The sequence below is a fragment of the Clostridium sp. SM-530-WT-3G genome, from assembly GCF_012843905.1.
Lineage (GTDB): Bacteria > Bacillota > Clostridia > Clostridiales > Clostridiaceae > Clostridium.
On sequence record NZ_JABAGC010000007.1, the window covers coordinates 85,627 to 105,593 of the forward strand.

Below are 19,967 nucleotides of genomic sequence, written 5' to 3' on the forward strand. Positions count from 1 at the left end.
TAAGACTCAGAAATATAAATTATATAATTTCTAAGTCTTATTTTTTGTTATTTTATGTTAGTGATTTAAAGCTTATTTCTCCAGAGAGAACAGCTTTTTCAATTCCATTTTCATCTCTTACTATAAGATCACCTGTATCAGAAAGAGAAATACATGTTACTATTTCTTCTTTATTATAAGTGATTAGTTTTGCTTTCTTATTCCAGATGTTAGAGTGTTGTCTGCATATTTCAACTGTTTTTGATAAATCTAATTTGTTTAAAAAATCATTATATAAATTTTCAAAGTTAAAAAGAAAATCAGCTAATAAATGCTTTTTAGAAAACTGCTTGTTATATTCTATTTTTAATGAAGTAGCTGTTTCTTTAATACTATCATCAAAATCACTTTTATCCAAGTTCACGTTTATGCCTATACCAAGAATTAAATAATGAACTGCTTCCATATCACATTTCATCTCAGCAAGTATTCCACATACTTTTTTATTATTAATGAGTATATCATTAGGCCATTTTATTGTTGAAGGAATATTTAGAGATTCTAGTGTTTTATAAACAGCAGCTCCTGCTATTTGTGTTATTTTAGGTGCATCAGATGGTGGTACAGAAGGTTTTAATAATAAAGAAAACCAAATACCTCCGTTAGGAGAGAACCATTTTCTGTTGAAACGGCCGCTTCCAAGAGTCTGTTCTTCCGCTATTATTATACTTCCATCAGGAACACTACTTTTTGCAAGTTCTTTGGCTTTTATATTAGTAGAATCTATATTATCAAAATGATAAATAGTACGTCCTATTTTATGAGTTTTAAGAAGAGGTTGTAACTCTACTTCTGTAAGTTTATCTGGAGACTGAATGAGTTTATAACCTTTATTTGAAATTCCTTCGATTTTATATCCTTTTGATTTTAGTTTTTTTATATATTTCCATACTGATGTACGGGATACATTCAATTCATTACTTAAATGTTCACCAGAAACATAATTATTTGATGTTTTTAGTATGTTTATAATTCTTTCTTCCATAATTCTCACCGCCTAAATGAATTATAGCATAATAATGGTGTTTTTATAAAATAATACTATATATAAAATTAATTTCAAGATAACACTTAAGGATAAAAAACAATTATTAGACTGTTGATAATAAAATAGTATTTTATGCATAAAATTTGAAAATATTGTGTTTTGAATTTAAATACTATATAATTAAACTTAGTATATTTATAAAAGTTAGCGAATTTAAGACATTCCTAGAGAGGATAATGTAATGAATAAGAATGAAAAGCGTAAAAATATAAAGCAAAAACATAAAAAAAGGATTAAAAGAGGAAAAAAGAGAAAAAAGGGTATGGCAAGAAAGACATTAATTGCATTTTTAGCTTTTGAAATTGCATTTACTATGTGTACTGCACCATTTATGTTGTTATATGGGCCATTTGAAAACGCTAAAAGTACATTTGTTGGAGCTGCAATGACATCTATGAGTCATCAATATCTTGCTACATGGTTTTTGTCTGATGAAAAAATAGCTAAAATTTTAGGAACTAATAATGACACTGCAGATGGAAGTGATGAAACAACAAATGTATCTGAGATAAAAATACCAACAGTAAAAGATGAAACAATTGAATTTTATGAATTAACAGATAATCCTAAGTTTAATGGATATTATTTAGTTATAAAGGATCCTACAAGAGTTAAGGTGGGATATACTTCAAAGCTTAATGTTGAAGGTGAAACAACATCTCAAATTGCAGAAAATAATGATGCAATAGCAGCTGTAAATGGTGGTGCATTTACAGATCAATCATCTAATGCTCAATGGACAGGAAATGGAGGTTTCCCTAGTGGGGTAATTATGACTGGTGGAGAAGTTATTCATGATGATTTAGGTGCTGGAAATAAAACAGATTTATTTGGTATCACTAAAAAGGGTGTTATGGTAGTTGGAAAATATTCAGTGGATGAACTTAAGAAGATGGATATACAAGAAGCTTTAAGTTTTGGACCTGCGCTTGTTATAAATGGTAAAATGACACCTATGTCTGGTGATGGAGGCTGGGGAATTGCTCCTAGAACAGTCATTGGTCAAAGACAGGATGGTGCAATTATTCTGCTTGTTATTGATGGAAGAGGAGTTAGCAGTCTTGGTGCTACTTTAAAAGAAGCTCAAGAGGTTATATATAAACTTGGTGCAGTTAATGCGCTTAATTTGGACGGTGGTAAATCAACAACATTATATTATAATGGTGAAGTTAGAAATACGCCATCATATAGTATGGGTGAAAGAACTATCCCTACGGCAGTTATTGTTAAATAAATCTGAAAGGTGAGGAAGTACATTATGAAATGGTATAGAAAGATAATTGCCTGGGCAATGTTATCTATAATACTACAAATCGGAGGATTATTTATTCTAGATAATTTTGTTTTTAAACATTCATCAAATTTTTCGAGTAATAAAATAGATATAGATAAAGAAAATACTAAAGATATAAATGCCTATATTCCTGAAGGATCTGAAAAAATTAATATATCATACAATGGTAAGTATCTAACTTATTATGAAAATGGTACTTTATATTTAGAAGAAACTAAAACAGGAACAAAAAGTGAAATAAAAACAGATGATAAGGGAACTATTTTATATCATAAATGGCTTTCAGATAGAGATAGGATAATTATAGCTGAAAAAGTTGAGAAAAATGGAGAAAGCGTAATACAGCTTATTACATATAACCCCAAGGATTCATCTGTAACTTATGTTAATACTATATGTAATTATCAAAAAGATATGGAAGTTAAAAAAATAAGTGAATCTACTATAACAGGTGTTTATTATATAGATGTATATAAAGGTGGATTAAAGAGCAATGTATACAGAATAGACATAAATAATGATATTAGCAAAGTATCATTACAAGCAAATGTTCTTGGAAATATGCAGGTTATACCTCATGAAGACAGACTTGTATATGAAGATGAGGTTAATAATAAGTTTTATGTTACAAGTCCTAATAAAGAGCTTGTATTTAATTCGAATAAAAATCTTACACTTTTAGGTATAGATAGAGAAGATGTCATTTACATAGGGGAATTAAATGGAGATAAAATTTCAAGTATAATATATGGTAAAGTTGATACTGATACATCAAAGTGGTCAACAATGAATCTTGAAGCTGTTGTAAATAGAAACGATATTTATTTTAGTAATAAGAGCCAAATACTTATTAATGATAATCTTGCAGGGGTTGTAAAAAATCTTACTACAGGACAAGAATTACCTTATGATGGAAAACTTCTTGCTATTAAAGAAGATTTTATTGCTACAGTAGATAATAAAGGAAAATTATCATATAAAGAATTAAATATGTCTGATAGTACTGGAAAATAGAAAAATATTATAAAATAGATAAATGTATAGTTGATAATAAATAGACATTTATCTATTTTTGTTATATAAGATATATGCTATAATATTTGAAATAGGTTTCTATTGGTTTACTATGAAAAAAGTAGTTTGATATAAAAACTTATTAAATTATAGATTTTATTTTACTTATAGAATAAAAATAGAAAAGGAGAAGATAAATGGATTATTTATTAAATATAATCTTGATGATACCTGGAATGCTTATAGCTTTTACATTTCATGAATATGCACATGCACTTATGGCAGATAGATTAGGAGATAAAACACCAAGATTTCAGGGAAGGCTTACATTAAATCCTCTAGTACATATAGATCCATTAGGCTTTTTGGCAGTTATATTTTTTAGATTTGGATGGGCAAAACCTGTACAGACTAATCCGTCAGCATATAAAAATTATTACAAAGATGATTTGAAAGTAAGCTTAGCTGGACCTGTTATGAATTTCTTAGTTGCAATAGTACTTTCTATAATACTTGGAGTTTATGTAGGTGGAATATATAAATATCTTCCAAGAAGTTTAAGTGGAGTATTATATAGTATGTTGTTTTTGGCTATTTCTATAAATATAAATATAGGAATATTTAATTTGATTCCTATACCAGGATTAGATGGATTTAATGTATTAAGGGATGCATTACCTGATGTTTTTTATAAATATCAAGCAAAGTTTTATGAATATCAAATGATTATTTTAGTAATTTTTGTTGTTGCAGGTAGTAGAATAATATCTATACCTTCTAATGGGTTGCTTAATATTATGATGAAAATTGCATCAGCTTTTGCAGGACTGTTTTAAGATTTCTTGACAAAGAATAATGCACTTTGTATAATGATTAAAGATTAATATAGAAATATTCGAAGAAGAGAAGAGTACATTGATTGATTCTTTAAGCGAGTGAGGGGATTGGTGTAAGCCTCATAAGATAGATTTAGATGGAAGAGAGCCTCTGAGAAACCGCCTGAAATGAGTAAGGATGGCCGCAGGAATAATAATCTGCGTTAAAATATAAGTGGCATAATATTTAAGATATTATGCAATTAGAGTGGTACCGCGAATAATTCGTCTCTTAATTTTAGGAGGCGAATTTTTATTTGTTTTAAAGCAAAAAATATATTAATAAAATAAATAATTGATTCATGTTAATTGATAAAATAAGATAATTAAATTTTTTCTAGTAAGTAGAATTGGTTTAGTAATTTTAGATTACCAGTTTTCATTATCAACTAAATATAGGAGGTAACTATGGATTATAAATTAAAAGTTGCAAATTTAATAAAAAGTCATGTGGATTTAGATATTGAAACAATAGAAAAATTAATAGAAATCCCACCAAAACCAGAAATGGGAGATTATGCATTCCCATGCTTCCAATTAGCAAAGGTTATGAAGAAAGCACCTAATATGATAGCTGCGGAATTAAAGGAAGTTATGAACACTGAAGGTTTTGAAAAAATAGAAAATTTAGGGCCATATTTAAATTTTTTCGTAGATAAAGGAACTTTTTCAAAGAATACAATTGAAAAAGTATTAGAAGAAGGAGATAATTATGGTGGTTCAAATATTGGAGAAGGTAAAACTGTATGTGTTGAATACTCTTCGCCTAATATAGCTAAGCCTTTCCACGTAGGTCACTTATTTACTACAGCTATTGGTAATTCTTTATATAAAATGTTTAAAAAAGAAGGATACAATACTATAGGATTAAATCATTTAGGTGACTGGGGAACACAATTTGGTAAGCTTATATCAGCATATAATAGATGGGTTGATGAAGAAGCTTTAGAAAAGGCTCCAATTGATGAATTGCTTAGAATATATGTTAAATTCCATGAAGAAGCTAAAAAGGATCCTAGTTTAGAAGATGAAGCTAGAGCAAACTTTAAAGCATTAGAAACAGGAGACCCTGAAGCTACTGCACTTTGGAAGAGATTTAGAGACTTAAGTTTAAAAGAATTTGAAAGAGTATACGATATACTAGGAGTTAAATTTGATTCGTTAAATGGTGAAGCATTCTACAATGATAAAATGGATGTTGTTGTTGATGAATTAAAGGAAAAAGGATTACTTGTAGAAAGTAATGGAGCACAAGTTGTAATGCTTGAAGATTATAACATGCCTCCTTGTATAGTATTAAAAGCTGATGGGGCTTCTATATATGCTACAAGAGATTTAGCGGCAGCTATGTATAGAAAGAAAACTTATGATTTCTATAAGTGCGTGTATGTTGTTGGTACACCACAAGCACTTCATTTTAAACAAGTATTTAAAGTGTTAGAACTTGCAGGACATGACTGGGCTAATGATTGTGTTCATGTAGGATTTGGGTTAGTTAAATTTGCAGATAGAAAGCTTTCAACAAGAGATGGTTCAATAGTATTACTTGATGATTTATTAAAAGAAGCTGTTGAAAAGACAATGGAAGCTATTAAAGATAAAGATGAAATAAAGAATAAAGAAGAAGTAGCTAAGAAGATTGGTGTTGGAGCAGTTATATTTACATATCTTAAGAATTCAAGGGAAAAAGATATTGTATTTGACTGGAAAGAAATATTATCATTTGAAGGAGAAACTGGTCCATATGTTCAATACGCATATGCAAGAGGTAATAGTATCTTAGCAAGAGCTGGTGAATGTAAAGGAACTGTTGACTATAGTAAGTTAACTTCTAAGGAAGAATTTGAACTTGTTAAGAGTTTAGGAAACTTTAATAATGTAATTAATTTAGCATTAGATAAGTTAGAACCTTCAATATTAACTAGATATGTAATTGAAGTTGCTAAAGGATTTAATAAGTTCTATAATGCTCATTCAGTATTAAATTTAGAAGATGAAGATTTAAAAGCTACAAGATTAAATTTAGTAAAAGCATCACTTCAAGTTATAAAGAATGGATTAGAATTACTAGGAATTGATGTAGTAGAAAAAATGTAGTAAAAAAACATAATATTAAAAAGGAGGATACTTAATCTATAAGTATATCCTCTTTTTCTGTTATATATTCAAATTTACAGTTAATAATAAATGGAGTATTTTTTGTAATAGATTATTTATATTATTAAGTAATAAAAGGAGATGAATATTCATGTTTTTAAATAATAATATCAAGTATAAAAACATGTTGATTTTTGTATTAATTGCTATTGTGGGATATAAACTTATTGATAATTATAGTTATTTTTTTAAGGTTGTGGATAAGGGGATAAGTATTTTAACACCATTTATATATGCTCTTATTTGTGCATATGTTTTGAATCCTATAGTGAATGGTATAGAAAAGAAGTTTCATATAAATAGAGGCATATCTATATTGATAACATATATAATGCTTATAGCAGTTATATTTATAATACTATTCTTTACTATTCCTAGTTTAGTGAATAGTATAATAAATATTACTGCAGAAATACCGATGTATATAACTAAGTCACAAGAATGGATTAATGAAGCTATTAAGAATGAAAGAATACATGAACTTATTTCTCAGGCAGGATTATTGAATAATATTAAAGATTTAGCAGCACAAATAGGTAATATATCTATGGATATACTACAAGGATCTGCAAAGTATTTAGTATCAATGACATCCAATGTTGTAAATGTAGTTTTAGGGTTCTTAATTTCAATTTATGTACTAGCAGATAAGGATAAGCTTTTAAAAATAGTCAGAACTATTACTTTTATGGTGCTTAGAGAGAAAAATGGAGAAAGAGTAATAAATTTTGTAAGAATTTATAATAAGATGATAGGAACATATGTTGGAATTAAAGCCATAGATTCAGCAATAATAGGGACAATATCATTAATAGGATTATTAATACTTAGAGTTCCATATGCACCATTACTTGCAGTTGTAGTAGGAATAACAAATATGATACCTTATTTTGGACCATTAGTAGGTATAATAGTATCTGGTACGGTAACAATATTCTCATCACTTATACTTTCAATAATTGTTATGATAATGCTTCTTTGTCTTCAACAATTTGATGCATGGTATTTAGAACCAAAACTTGTAGGTAAAAAGGTTGGAGTAAGTCCTCTTGCAATTATTTTTGGAGTTACACTTGGTGGGGGAATACTTGGACCTATCGGTATGATATTAGGCTCTCCTACAATGGCTACTGTAAGAATATACTATCATAAGATATTTGCAAAATTTAAGGCTAAGAATGAAGAACTTGTAAAAAAAGAAGGTCTAGATAGTTATATAGAAGAAATAAAATCTGACAAAGATAAAGATAAGAAAAAATAAGATTTTTTATATTGGGTACACTATTGATGAAAGGGGTTAATAACTTTATGAAGAGTATATCAGAAAATACAGTTTTAGTATGTCCTATATGCAAAAATTTATTAAGAAAAGATGAGGTAAATGGTAAGACATATAAATGCGAAAAAAATCATTCATATGATATAGCGAAAGAAGGATATGTAAATCTCCTTATAAGCAATCAAAAGAGAAGCAAAAATCCTGGAGATTCTAAGGAAATGGTACTGGCAAGAATTGATTTTTTAAATAGAAATTATTATATGCCTATATGTGATAAAATTAATGAGATTATTTTTGAACATATAAATAAAAAGGTGAATAAGGGAAAATATGAATTATTAGACTTAGGATGTGGAGAAGGCTATTATTTATTTAATTTAAAAAATTACTTGGATGAAAGAAATGTTAATGCTAATTTTTATGGAATGGATGTATCAAAAGATGCTGTAAGGTATGCAGCTAAAGCGAATAAGGAATGTATACTTGCAGTAGGAAATAATTTTCATATACCAGCAGAAGACAAGAGTTTGGACTGTATTCTTTCTGTATTTAGTCCTATAGATATAGATGAATGCAATAGAGTGCTTAAGGATGATGGTGTTTTTGTAAGGATTCTACCAAGGACAAATCATTTAATACAACTTAGAGATGTTTTATATGATAAAGTCAATTTAAATCAAAAAGTTTATGAAGCAGATAAAGAGAATAATATATATGTGAGAGAAGAGAATATTACATTTGATATAACATTAAATAATGAAGAACTTATAAGTTTATTAAAAATGACACCTCATTATTGGAAGTCAACTCCAGAGAATAAAGAGAAACTTGAATCTTATGAATCTATGACTGTTACTGTAGATATGAGGATTGGTGTTTTTAAGAAAAATAAATAGGGTTACTTTTTATAATTTCTGTATAAGATATAATATAAGATTTTATACAGAAATTTTTTATGATATACAGAAGAAATAAATCATTTATAATATATGTAGTTCCATTGTGAATGTTAAAATATATAATATAAGTAAGACAAATTAAATTTTATTATAAATCTTTTCTGTATTAACAAAATCAAGTATAATTAAATTTGAATATAAACGCAAAAGAGGATGTGAGGTAATGTCAAAAGTAGCAGCTTTTTTTGATTTAGATGGAACTCTTTATAGAGAAGGTTTGATTACAGAAGTATTTAAAAAAATGGTTAAATACGAAATTATAGGTCAGGAAAGATGGTATAATGATGTAAGGCCAGATTATATGAGGTGGGATAAGAGACAAGGCGATTACGACGATTACCTTTTAAAAATGATTGATATTTATATGGAAGCAATCAAAGGGTTAGAAAATCATAGAATAGAGTATATTGCCAAAAAGATAGTTGAACAAAAAGGTGATAGAGTATATACCTTTACAAGAGATAGAATAAAGTGGCATAAAGATAATGGTCATGCTTTAATAATAATATCTGGATCACCATCAGAGCTTGTTGCAGAGATGGCTGAAAAATACGGATTTACTGATTATATTGGTGCTAAATATGTAATAGATGAAAACAACAAATATACTGGAGAAGTAATTCCTATGTGGGATAGTATTAGTAAAGAGAAGGCAATAGATAACTTTGTGGAAAAGTATGATATTAATCTAGATGAAAGTTATGCGTATGGAGATACGGCAGGAGATTACACTATGTTTAAGAGAGTAAAACATCCCTATTGTATGAATCCTACTAAAGAGTTATTACAGAAAGTAATTAAAGATAGAAGTTTAATAGATAAAATTAATGTTGTTGTTGAGAGAAAGGATGTAATATACAATTTAGATATTGAAGATATACAATTTGTATAGGAAAGAGTGGTACTGTGATTATTCGTGAAAACAAGGTGAATGTAGAAGAATATAGTGAGGAATTTATGATAAAGCCTCAAGGCAGAGAGTATAATCCAGATGAGCTGATCTTTTTTGATTTAGAACATTATGTTTATAAAAAACCCAAGTGTATTGGGGTGTTTGGAGCATGTGAATATAATCATAAAAAAAGACAAATCTTGGTTACTCAGTATATGATTGAGGATAAGGATGAAGCAGTGGATATACTATATCTTGCGAGAAATTATTTTATAAGAAAAAAGAATGAAGGTAAAAAAGCTATTGTTACTTTCTCAGGAAACAATGATTTTACCGTTATAAACTATTTATTTAATAAGAATAAAATTTACTATAATTTTAATGAAGAATTTGATTCTATCGATATTCAGAAAGAATATGAAAAAGATAAAAGCAGCTCTATTGGACTTAAAAATTTAGAAAAAGTTTTTGATATTATAAGAGAAGGCGAAGTAATAAGTGGGTCTAATCTTGCAAAAACATTTCATAAGGTAATGAAAGATAGAAGTTATTTTAAAAGAATGCCTGAAGAAAAGATAGAAAAGATTTTATTATATAATGAGCAGGACGTGGTTAATCTTTATTATATCTATGTCAATTGGAAAAAATATATATTAGATGAAGATGCAGAAGATGTAGAGGAAATTCAACAAGCTGAGTATAACGAAGATTTTACTGAGGATGTTGAAGTCGATAATCAAGATTAATCCAGTAATATTAAATGCATTATTAATAAGAACTAGCAATATATAAAAAATTAACTAAAGAAGATTAAATAATAAACAAAACACCAATAAAACTTTCTAGAAGTAATACAGTACATTACTTTTAAAAAGGGACTTCAGAGTTTCTGGAAAAACAGAATTCTGGAGTGCCTTTTTTGTTATTCTATTATAACTCTTAACTAAAAAACTGTTTCGCACTTACATACGAAACAGTTTTTTAAAATTATGCTTGTAAAAGTTCTATACCTTTACGTAATCTCTTTAATGATTCTTCTTTTCCAAGTAATACTGCAATTTCAAATGCACCACCTGGAGTGAATGATTTACCAGAAAGAGCAGTTCTTATAGGCCATAGCATTACTCCGTTCTTGATTTCAAGAGATTTAATTAATTCAAATGTTTTTTCATGAAGAGTATCCATATTCCAGTCTGCTTCATCAATAGCTTCGTAGACTGGTAAAATCTTTTGTAAGTTTTCTAATGAAGTTTCAACATTACTCTTCATTTTCTTATGAACATAAAGATCAGTTGAGTATTCTGGTAATTCTTCTAAGAAGTCTATTTGTTCTGGAATATCATTTAATACTTCACATCTAGTGTGTAATAATTCTGATATAAATTTGAAATCAAAATCCTTATGAAGAACTTTCTTATATTGTGGAAGTGCTAATTCATGGAATTCATCTAAAGAAAGTTTTCTTATATATTCTCCATTCATCCATCTTAATTTAGCATTATCAAATATAGCTGGCGACTTACTGATATTTTTATAATCGAATTTTTCAATTAGATCTTGTAAGCTGAATATTTCTTCGTTAGATCCATCATTCCATCCAAGTAAAGCTATATAGTTAAGTACAGCTTCTTTTAAATATCCTTTATCCATAAGGTCGCCAAATGAAGCATCACCATTTCTCTTAGATAATTTGTTGTGTTGATCCTTCATGATTGGTGGACAGTGAACATATACAGGAACATCCCATCCAAATGCTTGGTATAATCTGTTGTATTTTGGAGAAGATGAAAGATATTCATTTCCTCTAACAATATGAGTGATTCCCATTAAGTGGTCATCAACTACATTTGCAAAGTTATATGTTGGATATCCATCTGATTTAATTAAAATCATATCTTCAAGTTCTGAATTATCAACAGAAATCTTTCCGTAAATAACATCGTCAAAAGTTGTTGTTCCAGTAGTTGGGTTATTTTGTCTTATAACATAAGGAATACCTTTTGCTAAATTTTCTTCGATTTCTTCTTTTGAAAGGTTAGCACAGTGTTTATCATATTTGAATGGTCTCTTTAATGCTTCAGCATTTTCTTTAAGCATATCTAATCTATCTTTTGAGCAGAAACAGTAGTAAGCTTCACCTTTTTCTACTAATTTTTTAGCGTATTCAAGATAGATGTCTTTTCTTTCACTTTGAACGTAAGGGCCAACTGGACCACCTATATCTGGACCTTCATCGTGGTTAAGACCAGTCATTTTAAGTGTGTTATATATTATATCAACAGCACCTTCTACTAATCTTTCTTGGTCTGTATCTTCGATTCTTAATATAAAATCTCCACCTTCATGCTTAGCAATAAGATAAGCATAAAGAGCTGTTCTTAAATTACCAACATGCATATAGCCAGTTGGACTAGGTGCAAATCTTGTTCTAATTTTACCTGACATAATTTTCACTCCTATGAATTTTATTAATAATCTATGTAATTATTTAAAAACAAGAGCATGTATACGATGGTTCTAAAACTATATTTTAGATATCATTTACAGCCACTTGTACGTTAACAATACAATACTTTTATGATAGCTCAATGAATATTCACTGTCAATATTTCTTACATTATAATATAAGAAAGTATTAGCGTTATGCAAGGTTATAAATTTTTTATCTTTTTTATAGTTTTCCCATCTGAAATTAAGAGAATATTTTTATTAATATCTGTTCTATATAATGAAAGTTTATTTTGTATAAGTAAATCTAAAGTACCTTTATTTGGATGACCATATATATTATTTTTTCCAACAGAAATTATAGCTGTAGATGGATTTACAGCTTTTAAAAAATTACTAGATGTAGATGTAGTAGAACCATGATGACCAATCTTAATAACATCAGCACTTATATCATCATTATGATTTAAAATATCCTGCTCAACTTCTTTTTCTGCATCGCCAGTAAATAGAAAGGAGGTACTTCCGTATTTAATTTTAAAAACAGTAGAGTAATTATTTAAATTATCATAAAAATCATTAATAGGTGAAAAAATAGAGACATTAATATTATCTCCTAAATCTATGCTATCAGTACCACGTATTATAGGTAAAATTTTTAGATGTTTATTTTTAAGAGAATAAATCATGTCTTCGAAAGCTTTAGAATTATCGTAAATTTTTGGAGCATAAAAATTTACGATATTGAATGAATTAATTATTGTACTCATGTTACCTATATGATCTTCATGAGGATGTGTGGCAATAACGTAATCTAATTTGGAAATATTAAATTTTTTTAGATATTTTATAAGTTTATTTTTGGAGGAAGATGGGCCAGAATCAATTAAGAGATTTTTATTATTTACTTGAACTAATATACAATCACCCTGTCCCACATCAATGTAGTGGATAAGCATATTATTTGGTGGGAAATTATATGATGAACCATTTATAGAAAAATTATTAAAAAGATATAATAATATTAAAATAACTAAAGGGATAAGATAAGTAATATTTTTTTTTAGTTTATGTATTAATAAATTCATAGGATAATCCTTTCTTTGTTTAAGATAAAAATAAGAGTGCGTTATTCAAATTATTGACCATAGAAGTTTAAAATAAACTACTATAAAGTTCGAATTATTTTAAAATTTTAATATTTAATATTCGTATATTTAACATCTGGGGATCATAGATTAAAAAAACAAGTACCTAGAGGGTAAGTGATAATATAAACTCTGAATTAAGTATAATATAGAGAAAATTAAACAATAAATGCAAAAAACAATAATTGAAAATTGCATAAAATATGTTATAATTAAATTAATGTGCATAAAAAATGTTGAAAATGAAATAATTTATCACATAAAATTTCATTTGGGGGATTGTATATGAAAAAAGAATTTTCTATGAGCAATGATAAGGTAATGATAAACTTTACAGTGAAGTATTGTAATAGTTTTGAATCTGTTTTAGAAAGTAATGGTTTTAGGCGAACTTTAGAAGTTTATTTGAGAAGAGCAAAAAAGAAGAATTCATTATCATATAGATATTTAAATAGTTCATTTAATACTGAAGATATTATAAATATGAGAACAGATTTAATTGAGGTTATAAGATATTTAACAATAATGACTGCAGAAGAAGTGGTCAAAATTAATGCTGTTTATGAAAAACTATTTAGTGATAAAGATAAATTTATTACATTTGTAGAAGATTTTTATTTGTTTTGGAGAAGTTTAGAGAGATATACTATAGTTCATAGGTATAAGATACAAGAAGGGCTTGCTGCTGCTAGCTTTACTGAAGCTAATGCAAATTTTTCAAATTTAATCTTAAGCCTATATAGAAAAATTGAGATGCATGTATTAGGTTATCAACCTAAAGTTTACAGACAGATTCCAGTTGGAGGAAATGCATGTATTATGATACATGAGTTAGAATGGGTAAGACCTGAAGGATATGAAGCATTAGAGGATATACCTTTTATAGATCATATACTTCTTGAAACTCCATTTATAACGTATCCTAAAAGAAATACAAGAGATGGAATGTTTACTAGTATAGATTATAATCCATTAAAATATACAGATATAAATAAGGATCATTGGTTTTGCTATCCAGCAAAAATCGGAGGAAAGATAATCTTTATTTATTTTCATAGGGATTTTATGGAACATGGTATAACACTATGTAATTTATTTGAGATGGCAAGAAGTGAAGAGGCTAGGGGAAGAAAACCAGATATGATTTTTGTATTTGGAGCTAAAGATGATGGAGAAGATTTAAAGACTGTATTTTATGAAGATGAGAAAAATGATATAGTACTTGGATATATAAATCACTCAGAAAAAATAGATTATTTTGGATATATGAAGAAGATGACATTAACTTTATACAATATACTAATGATAAAAAAAGGATATCTTCCTATTCATGGTTCCATGGTTAATATATTATTAAAGAGTGGTGATGAAGCCAATGTTGTAGTAATGGGAGATAGTGGTGCAGGTAAATCAGAAAGCCTTGAAGCCTTCAGAAGTCTTAGCGAAGATTATATTTCTGATATGACTATAATATTTGATGATATGGGTACATTTAAGATTGAAGATGGAGAGCTTAAAGGTTATGGAACAGAAATAGGAGCATTTGTAAGGCTTGATGACTTGGATCAAGGATATGCTTTTAAAGAAATGGATAGAAGTATATTCATGAATCCAGATAAAGTTAATGCAAGATTGGTTGTACCAGTAGCATCATATAAAGAAATAACTAAAGGACACCCAGTAGATTTCTTCTTTTATGCTAATAATTATGAAGAGGTCGGCGAAAGTGATAGATACTTGAGTTATTTTGAAAATGTGAAAGATGCAGTAAAAGTATTTAAAGATGGAGCAAGGATGGCTAAAGGAACTACTACTGAAAAGGGATTAGTTAAGTCATATTTTGCAAATCCATTTGGGCCAGCACAAAAACAAAAAGAAACTGATGAGCTTATCGATAAGTATTTTAATTATATGTTTGAAAGTGATAGAGTAAGAGTAGGACAGATAAGAACATGCCTGGGAGTAAAGGGACAAGAAAAGAATGGACCAAGAAATGCAGCTGTAGAATTATTTAATGAAATAAAGAATATGAAACATAATTAAATGTGCTAAAAAGATTAAGGAATTACCTTAATCTTTTTTAATTTTTTTTTTAATATATTTAGTATTCCTATGAAATTTTTAGGATAAAAATAATCTATAAATTTCTTATTGTTAAATCTAATATGTTCAATTGCGGCACCACCAAAAGTTCTTAATGCAGAATTTAAAGTAGACTTATTAAGAGCTAGTTCAAAATGTGGTGAAAAAATATTTTTTTGAATGAGTGAAGCTAGTGTACAAGAAAAATCTAATAAAAAATAGATAATAAGCATATAAAATAAAATTATTCCTGTAAAAGGTGGTATTTTATAAGTTAAAGTATTTACTATAGGATGTATAATCTCGATGATTATAACTTCTCCTGTTGCCCATAGTAAAGAATATGGTACACAAACTCTCCCTTGTATATTTAATGGATCATCAGAATAATCCCACCATTTATCTTTAAAAAGCTTTTCAAGTAAGAGGCTAGTTATATATTCAACTAGAGACGTAAATATAAAGCCTAATAAGAATAGCATTAATATATTAGTTTTATATTTACTCAAAAATATTATTATTGATACTATAGAACATCCGTATATTGGGCAAAATGGACCTTTTAAAAAACCTCTGTTAACAAAACGATGTTCATTCTTATAATAATAAGCAACTTCAATACACCAACCTAAAAAGGAATAAAAAGTAAAAAAGTATACTATATTATAAAAATCAAAATTCCAAATTAAATGCAATACGTTTTACCTCCTTTTATAAATTATGAAATTTATTATATTATATACCCTGATGGAAAGAAATAAAATTAAAAAAACATTAATTTTTGTTATTGATTTTATAAATAAATATTAAAAAATAAAAAGCAATACTTACAATTTAATGGGATAAGTATTGCTTTTATGAATAAATGTGATTTTTTGATTAACGTCTATCTTTCATAAAGAATGATAGAGAGTATAAGCTAGCAATTCCAACTAAACCATATATTATTCTTGTGAATGCTGAAAAATCACCAAAAAGTGATCCTACTAAATTGTATTGGAAAAAACCGATAAGTCCCCAGTTTATTCCACCGACTATAATTAAAATAAGTGCAATAGTATCTAAAATTTTCATATAAAAAACACTCCTTTAAATAGTATATATATATTATTTACTAGTGGAGTGTTTTTTATACAAGTGTATTATAAAGAAATATTTCTATCTATTGGTTGAGATAAAGAAACGAAAGTATCTGTTCTTTGAACACCTGCAATATTATTTATTTTATTAAGTAATACATCTTGTAAATCTAGAATATTACTACAAACTATTTTTGCAAACATAGAGTAATCCCCAGTTGTTAAATGTAATTCAACAACTTCTTTTATATTTGACATTTGATCAAGTACTGAATTAAAAGAAGAAGTTGTATCAACATATATACCAACGAAGCAGCATACATCATAACCTAGTTTTGGTAAGTTTAAAACGATTCTAGAACCACGGATTATACCAAGGTCCTCCATCTTCTTCATTCTTACGTGAATTGTACCACCACTAACATGGCAAATTCTTGCTATTTCTAAATATGGAGTTCTACAATCTTTGATTAATAATTCTAAAATTTGTAAATCCAATTCATCTAAATGACTATTTGTAACTAAAGCCATCATATCACCTCTTAAAACCTATTTTTTTTATTCTATCAAATTATAGTATAAAATTAAAGTAAAAAATGAAATATTGTGAAAATAATTTTGTTTTTTTAATATATTAATAATGGAATTATGTATTTAGATATACAAAATAGGATTAGTTTGGAAACATATATATTAAAGACTACTTGATAATATAGTTAAATTAACTTAATATTAAGTTATAGACTTTATTTGAGGAGGATATGCAGCAAATGAGTATATTATTATCTATTCTTTATTTTGTAGTTTTGCTTGCTGTAATGATAGGTGCTTATGTTTTATGCAGAATGTATGTATTTACTAAGGTACGTATAAATAAATGGATACCATTAGCAATTGCAATTATCTTATTTATTATTCAGCTTAGATTAGGTGCTATCAATAGAATATTAAGTAGTGGATTGTCAATTTTAATTGTATTATTTTTATTATGGTTTATGGAAATATTACAAACTGGCGGACCAAAGAAAAAAGAAAAGAAAATTGTTATTAAGCCTAAGGCAAAGCCAAATAGAGTTAAAAATAGAAAGAAAGATAATTAAAAGTCGGAGTATTCCGACTTTTAATTATTCTCTAAATATAGGTGAACTTATAGCAATTTTACCATCAGCAAGAATAATTTTTATCACATACCATGTTTCATTTTCTTTAGGCTCGTGTTTATATAAGTATTTTATTCTTTTTAAATTTAAATCATTAATTCTTTTTATAATTGTAGCTCCATTTGATATTATTTGAATTTCAGATATCTTATTATTTAAATCTTGGGTGAAGATAGAGAATTGTAGTTTATTGTCAGCTTTGGGCACTGAAGCTCCCATAAATATATTATTAATTGTAAAATACAATATAAGACTTCTTGATTCAGTTGAGTAAGTATGTCTTAATCTAAAAGCTGAAACGAGAGAGGAAGAAGTAAGTTCTTTTGAAATAATACACGTTAAGTTTTCATCATCACCGAAATTGAGTCGATGATTATCCTGGCTATTTATAGCTCCTAATTTCCAACCTTTATCTAGAAGATTATAATAGTATTTATCATATCGTGTGTATTTGTTTGGATAAGATCCATTCCCAACTTCAATTGATGTAATGATTCTATTTAAGATTGGATTATATTCTAAGTTTTCAATCTGTTTATGAGGATGATTTATACAGATAAAAGCATTTGGATTATTAATCATCCATAACATTAATAGTTGAAGATTATTTACAGTTCCAGTAAAAAATCTTGAAGGATTGACTATATTAATATCACCAAACGGATTAGTTTTACTTTCAAAACCTATCATTGATAAAAAATTTTCATGTTTTCTATTGTAACGGGAAGAAAGATAATTAGCAGCTTCCCATTTACTTAATTCGTTTCCTTTTACTCTTACAGTTTTAGTTAAATAATTATTATGATCTGTTAATATTAAAAAATTAAGACCATTATGACGTGCATAATCAAAAGCTTCAATGGGAGTTCCTCTTCCTGTGGAGAAGCCTGAATGAGAGTGAGGTATACCATAATAAAATTTTAAGCTGTCTAAATCAAGAGTATTAGATTTATCTGAAAGCTTTTTACCCAATTTAATACCTCCTAAAAATTATTTATAGTATATATTATTAGAGGACAATCTAAAATAATGACAAGAATAGAATCTAATGATAAAATAACTTTTGTATTTATATTAGTTTAGATGAATATTATAAAATAATTATGCAATGGAATAAAATTTTTTATTGTAGTAGGAGCTATAATATTAAACAAAGTTAAGATAGGTAATAATATTATAGTAAGGTATGATTGTGAAAAATTTTAATAATAAGTGTAAAAATTATACTTTTAATTAAGTAATAAAATATAAGATACAAGAAAATAATAAAATAAAAATAGAATTTAATAAAAATCCTATAAAAATACGTAAAAGGATGAAATAAGAAATTATAAATATACAGCTGATGATAGCTGATGGAGGAGTAAAAATGATAGTATTAGGACAATATTGTACATTAAAAGTAAGTAAAAAAGTTGAATTTGGATATTATTTAGAAGATAAATTTGGAGATGAAGTATTATTACCAAAGGGTGCAACAAAAGGATACGACATAAAAGAAGGTGATACACTTACTGTATTCGTATATAGAGATTCAAAAGATAGGATGATATCGACATTAAAGAAACCATTAATAACTTCTGGAGAAATTGCATACTTAGAAGTTGTTGCTCAAACAGGAATAGGTGCTTTTGTAGATATGGGGTTAGAAAGAGATTTATTTATTCCTCTAAAAGAGCAAAACTATAAATTAAAGAATGGTGAAAAGTACTTATTCTATATGTACATAGATAAGACTGATAGATTAGCTGGTACTACAAAGATATATCCTTACTTAGAAATAGCTGAAGAAGGAAAATATAAAGTAAATGATGAAGTTTCTGCAATAGTATATGAAACAAATGAAAATAATACATTAAATGTTGCTATAGATGGAAAGTATAGAGGATTAATCTTAGCAAATGAACGTTTTGAATTTATATATCCAGGTCAAGAAATAAAAGCTAGAGTAAAAAGGATATATGAAGACGGAACTATAGGTATATCAACTAGAAAGAAGAGACTTGACGCAAGAGAAGAATTGAGCGAAAAGATATTACAAGTATTAAAGGCTAATGGTGGATTTATGCCATTTAATGATAAATCATCACCTGAAGATATAAAAAGAGAATTTAATACAAGTAAAAATTATTTCAAGATGACTCTTGGAGGATTAATGAAAAAGAAACTTATAGCTCAAGATAAAGAAGGAACTAGATTACTTTAGTCTGTTCATTTCTATTTTTGAATGATTAAAATGTTTATTATGAAATATTAGATTTTAAATAATTAGACTATATAAAAAAATGGGGCTGTCGCACTAGGCGGATAAAATCCTCCGGCGGTAGCCTATTTTTCTATATGTTATTAGAATTTCAAACATCATTTAAAATTTGGCGCACTTTAATAAGGCAATTTAAAAATAATTTTTAAATTGACCTATGCAATCTTTGGTGATTTAAATAAATGCTTGCCAGTTCGGTCTGATTGTATTTTATTATGTAATTTGTTTAT

General features: G+C 27.3%; 18 protein-coding genes and 1 other annotated feature. Of the genes, 11 read left to right on the forward strand and 7 right to left on the reverse strand.

The annotated features are described in order from the left end of the window. Positions 1-52 precede the first annotated feature (52 nt). On the reverse strand, positions 53-1,024 hold the full coding sequence (locus tag HF850_RS04740) for a biotin--[acetyl-CoA-carboxylase] ligase (protein WP_169104320.1): 972 nt from the start codon (positions 1,022-1,024) through the stop codon (positions 53-55). Positions 1,025-1,268: 244 nt separating this feature from the next. On the opposite strand from HF850_RS04740, the gene HF850_RS04745 reads away from it, so the two are divergent. The 8 genes from HF850_RS04745 (at position 1,269) to HF850_RS04780 (ending at position 10,303) form a co-directional block, all read left to right on the forward strand. Continuing rightward, on the forward strand, positions 1,269-2,321 hold the full coding sequence (locus HF850_RS04745) for a phosphodiester glycosidase family protein (RefSeq protein WP_169104321.1): 1,053 nt from the start codon (positions 1,269-1,271) through the stop codon (positions 2,319-2,321). A 24-nt stretch (positions 2,322-2,345) separates the two neighbouring features. Continuing rightward, complete coding sequence (locus tag HF850_RS04750) at positions 2,346-3,395, forward strand: dipeptidyl-peptidase IV (RefSeq protein WP_169104322.1); 1,050 nt, start codon at positions 2,346-2,348, stop codon at positions 3,393-3,395. Between the two features lie 197 nt (positions 3,396-3,592). Further along, a complete protein-coding gene (locus HF850_RS04755; RefSeq protein WP_169104323.1) occupies positions 3,593-4,231 on the forward strand; it encodes a site-2 protease family protein in 639 nt (212 codons plus the stop codon). Between the two features lie 53 nt (positions 4,232-4,284). Next, positions 4,285-4,506, forward strand: a binding site (T-box leader). Positions 4,507-4,678: 172 nt separating this feature from the next. Continuing rightward, a complete protein-coding gene (gene argS, locus HF850_RS04760) occupies positions 4,679-6,367 on the forward strand; it encodes an arginine--tRNA ligase (protein WP_169104324.1) in 1,689 nt (562 codons plus the stop codon). 151 nt (positions 6,368-6,518) lie between these two features. Next, positions 6,519-7,688 (forward strand): AI-2E family transporter, encoded by a 1,170-nt coding sequence (locus HF850_RS04765; RefSeq protein WP_169104325.1) that lies wholly within the window; start codon positions 6,519-6,521, stop codon positions 7,686-7,688. 47 nt (positions 7,689-7,735) lie between these two features. After that, entirely contained in the window at positions 7,736-8,602 is an 867-nt protein-coding gene (locus HF850_RS04770) for a putative RNA methyltransferase (protein WP_169104326.1), read from the forward strand. A 226-nt stretch (positions 8,603-8,828) separates the two neighbouring features. Then, on the forward strand, positions 8,829-9,557 hold the full coding sequence (locus tag HF850_RS04775) for an HAD-IB family hydrolase (RefSeq protein ID WP_169104327.1): 729 nt from the start codon (positions 8,829-8,831) through the stop codon (positions 9,555-9,557). Positions 9,558-9,571: 14 nt separating this feature from the next. Continuing rightward, positions 9,572-10,303, forward strand: coding sequence for a ribonuclease H-like domain-containing protein (locus HF850_RS04780; protein ID WP_169104328.1), 732 nt, complete (start codon positions 9,572-9,574; stop codon positions 10,301-10,303). Between the two features lie 241 nt (positions 10,304-10,544). On the opposite strand, the gene gltX is transcribed toward HF850_RS04780, so the two are convergent. Together gltX and HF850_RS04790 are read right to left on the reverse strand one after the other, a co-directional pair. After that, complete coding sequence (gltX, locus tag HF850_RS04785) at positions 10,545-12,002, reverse strand: glutamate--tRNA ligase (protein ID WP_206151597.1); 1,458 nt, start codon at positions 12,000-12,002, stop codon at positions 10,545-10,547. Positions 12,003-12,208: 206 nt separating this feature from the next. Beyond that, positions 12,209-13,093 carry a ComEC/Rec2 family competence protein gene (locus HF850_RS04790; RefSeq protein ID WP_169104329.1) on the reverse strand — a complete coding sequence of 295 codons (885 nt, stop codon included), beginning with the start codon at positions 13,091-13,093 and terminating at the stop codon, positions 12,209-12,211. 345 nt (positions 13,094-13,438) lie between these two features. On the opposite strand from HF850_RS04790, the gene HF850_RS04795 reads away from it, so the two are divergent. Then, positions 13,439-15,196, forward strand: coding sequence for a phosphoenolpyruvate carboxykinase (locus tag HF850_RS04795; protein ID WP_169104330.1), 1,758 nt, complete (start codon positions 13,439-13,441; stop codon positions 15,194-15,196). A 14-nt stretch (positions 15,197-15,210) separates the two neighbouring features. On the opposite strand, the gene HF850_RS04800 is transcribed toward HF850_RS04795, so the two are convergent. The 3 genes from HF850_RS04800 to HF850_RS04810 all read right to left on the reverse strand — a co-directional run bounded on the left by HF850_RS04800 (position 15,211) and on the right by HF850_RS04810 (position 16,845). Next, a complete protein-coding gene (locus HF850_RS04800; RefSeq protein ID WP_169104331.1) occupies positions 15,211-15,930 on the reverse strand; it encodes a putative ABC transporter permease in 720 nt (239 codons plus the stop codon). Positions 15,931-16,114: 184 nt separating this feature from the next. After that, positions 16,115-16,309, reverse strand: coding sequence for a DUF378 domain-containing protein (locus HF850_RS04805; protein ID WP_169104332.1), 195 nt, complete (start codon positions 16,307-16,309; stop codon positions 16,115-16,117). 68 nt (positions 16,310-16,377) lie between these two features. Next, positions 16,378-16,845: an Lrp/AsnC ligand binding domain-containing protein gene (locus HF850_RS04810; RefSeq protein ID WP_169104333.1), complete on the reverse strand. Its 468-nt coding sequence runs from the start codon at positions 16,843-16,845 to the stop codon at positions 16,378-16,380. 239 nt (positions 16,846-17,084) lie between these two features. Between HF850_RS04810 and HF850_RS04815 the strand changes: the two genes are divergently transcribed. Then, entirely contained in the window at positions 17,085-17,414 is a 330-nt protein-coding gene (locus HF850_RS04815; RefSeq protein ID WP_169104334.1) for a hypothetical protein, read from the forward strand. Positions 17,415-17,438: 24 nt separating this feature from the next. Here HF850_RS04815 and HF850_RS04820 read toward each other — a convergent pair whose 3' ends face one another. Continuing rightward, positions 17,439-18,446, reverse strand: a complete 1,008-nt coding sequence (locus HF850_RS04820) for a CehA/McbA family metallohydrolase (protein ID WP_169104335.1) — start codon at positions 18,444-18,446, stop codon at positions 17,439-17,441. A 397-nt stretch (positions 18,447-18,843) separates the two neighbouring features. On the opposite strand from HF850_RS04820, the gene HF850_RS04825 reads away from it, so the two are divergent. Further along, complete coding sequence (locus tag HF850_RS04825) at positions 18,844-19,680, forward strand: S1-like domain-containing RNA-binding protein (RefSeq protein WP_169104336.1); 837 nt, start codon at positions 18,844-18,846, stop codon at positions 19,678-19,680. Positions 19,681-19,967 lie beyond the last annotated feature (287 nt).

Excerpts from the sequence above, each read along its gene's own strand:
- HF850_RS04755 (WP_169104323.1), top strand. The coding sequence starts at position 3,593 with ATGGATTATTTATTAAATATAATCTTGATGATACCTGGAATGCTTATA.
- HF850_RS04745 (WP_169104321.1), top strand. The coding sequence starts at position 1,269 with ATGAATAAGAATGAAAAGCGTAAAAATATAAAGCAAAAACATAAAAAA.
- HF850_RS04775 (WP_169104327.1), top strand. The coding sequence starts at position 8,829 with ATGTCAAAAGTAGCAGCTTTTTTTGATTTAGATGGAACTCTTTATAGA.
- argS (WP_169104324.1), top strand. The coding sequence starts at position 4,679 with ATGGATTATAAATTAAAAGTTGCAAATTTAATAAAAAGTCATGTGGAT.
- HF850_RS04765 (WP_169104325.1), top strand. The coding sequence starts at position 6,519 with ATGTTTTTAAATAATAATATCAAGTATAAAAACATGTTGATTTTTGTA.
- HF850_RS04740 (WP_169104320.1), bottom strand. The coding sequence starts at position 1,024 with ATGGAAGAAAGAATTATAAACATACTAAAAACATCAAATAATTATGTT.
- gltX (WP_206151597.1), bottom strand. The coding sequence starts at position 12,002 with ATGTCAGGTAAAATTAGAACAAGATTTGCACCTAGTCCAACTGGCTAT.
- HF850_RS04770 (WP_169104326.1), top strand. The coding sequence starts at position 7,736 with ATGAAGAGTATATCAGAAAATACAGTTTTAGTATGTCCTATATGCAAA.
- HF850_RS04750 (WP_169104322.1), top strand. The coding sequence starts at position 2,346 with ATGAAATGGTATAGAAAGATAATTGCCTGGGCAATGTTATCTATAATA.
- HF850_RS04795 (WP_169104330.1), top strand. The coding sequence starts at position 13,439 with ATGAAAAAAGAATTTTCTATGAGCAATGATAAGGTAATGATAAACTTT.
- HF850_RS04805 (WP_169104332.1), bottom strand. The coding sequence starts at position 16,309 with ATGAAAATTTTAGATACTATTGCACTTATTTTAATTATAGTCGGTGGA.
- HF850_RS04810 (WP_169104333.1), bottom strand. The coding sequence starts at position 16,845 with ATGGCTTTAGTTACAAATAGTCATTTAGATGAATTGGATTTACAAATT.
- HF850_RS04825 (WP_169104336.1), top strand. The coding sequence starts at position 18,844 with ATGATAGTATTAGGACAATATTGTACATTAAAAGTAAGTAAAAAAGTT.
- HF850_RS04815 (WP_169104334.1), top strand. The coding sequence starts at position 17,085 with ATGAGTATATTATTATCTATTCTTTATTTTGTAGTTTTGCTTGCTGTA.
- HF850_RS04790 (WP_169104329.1), bottom strand. The coding sequence starts at position 13,093 with ATGAATTTATTAATACATAAACTAAAAAAAAATATTACTTATCTTATC.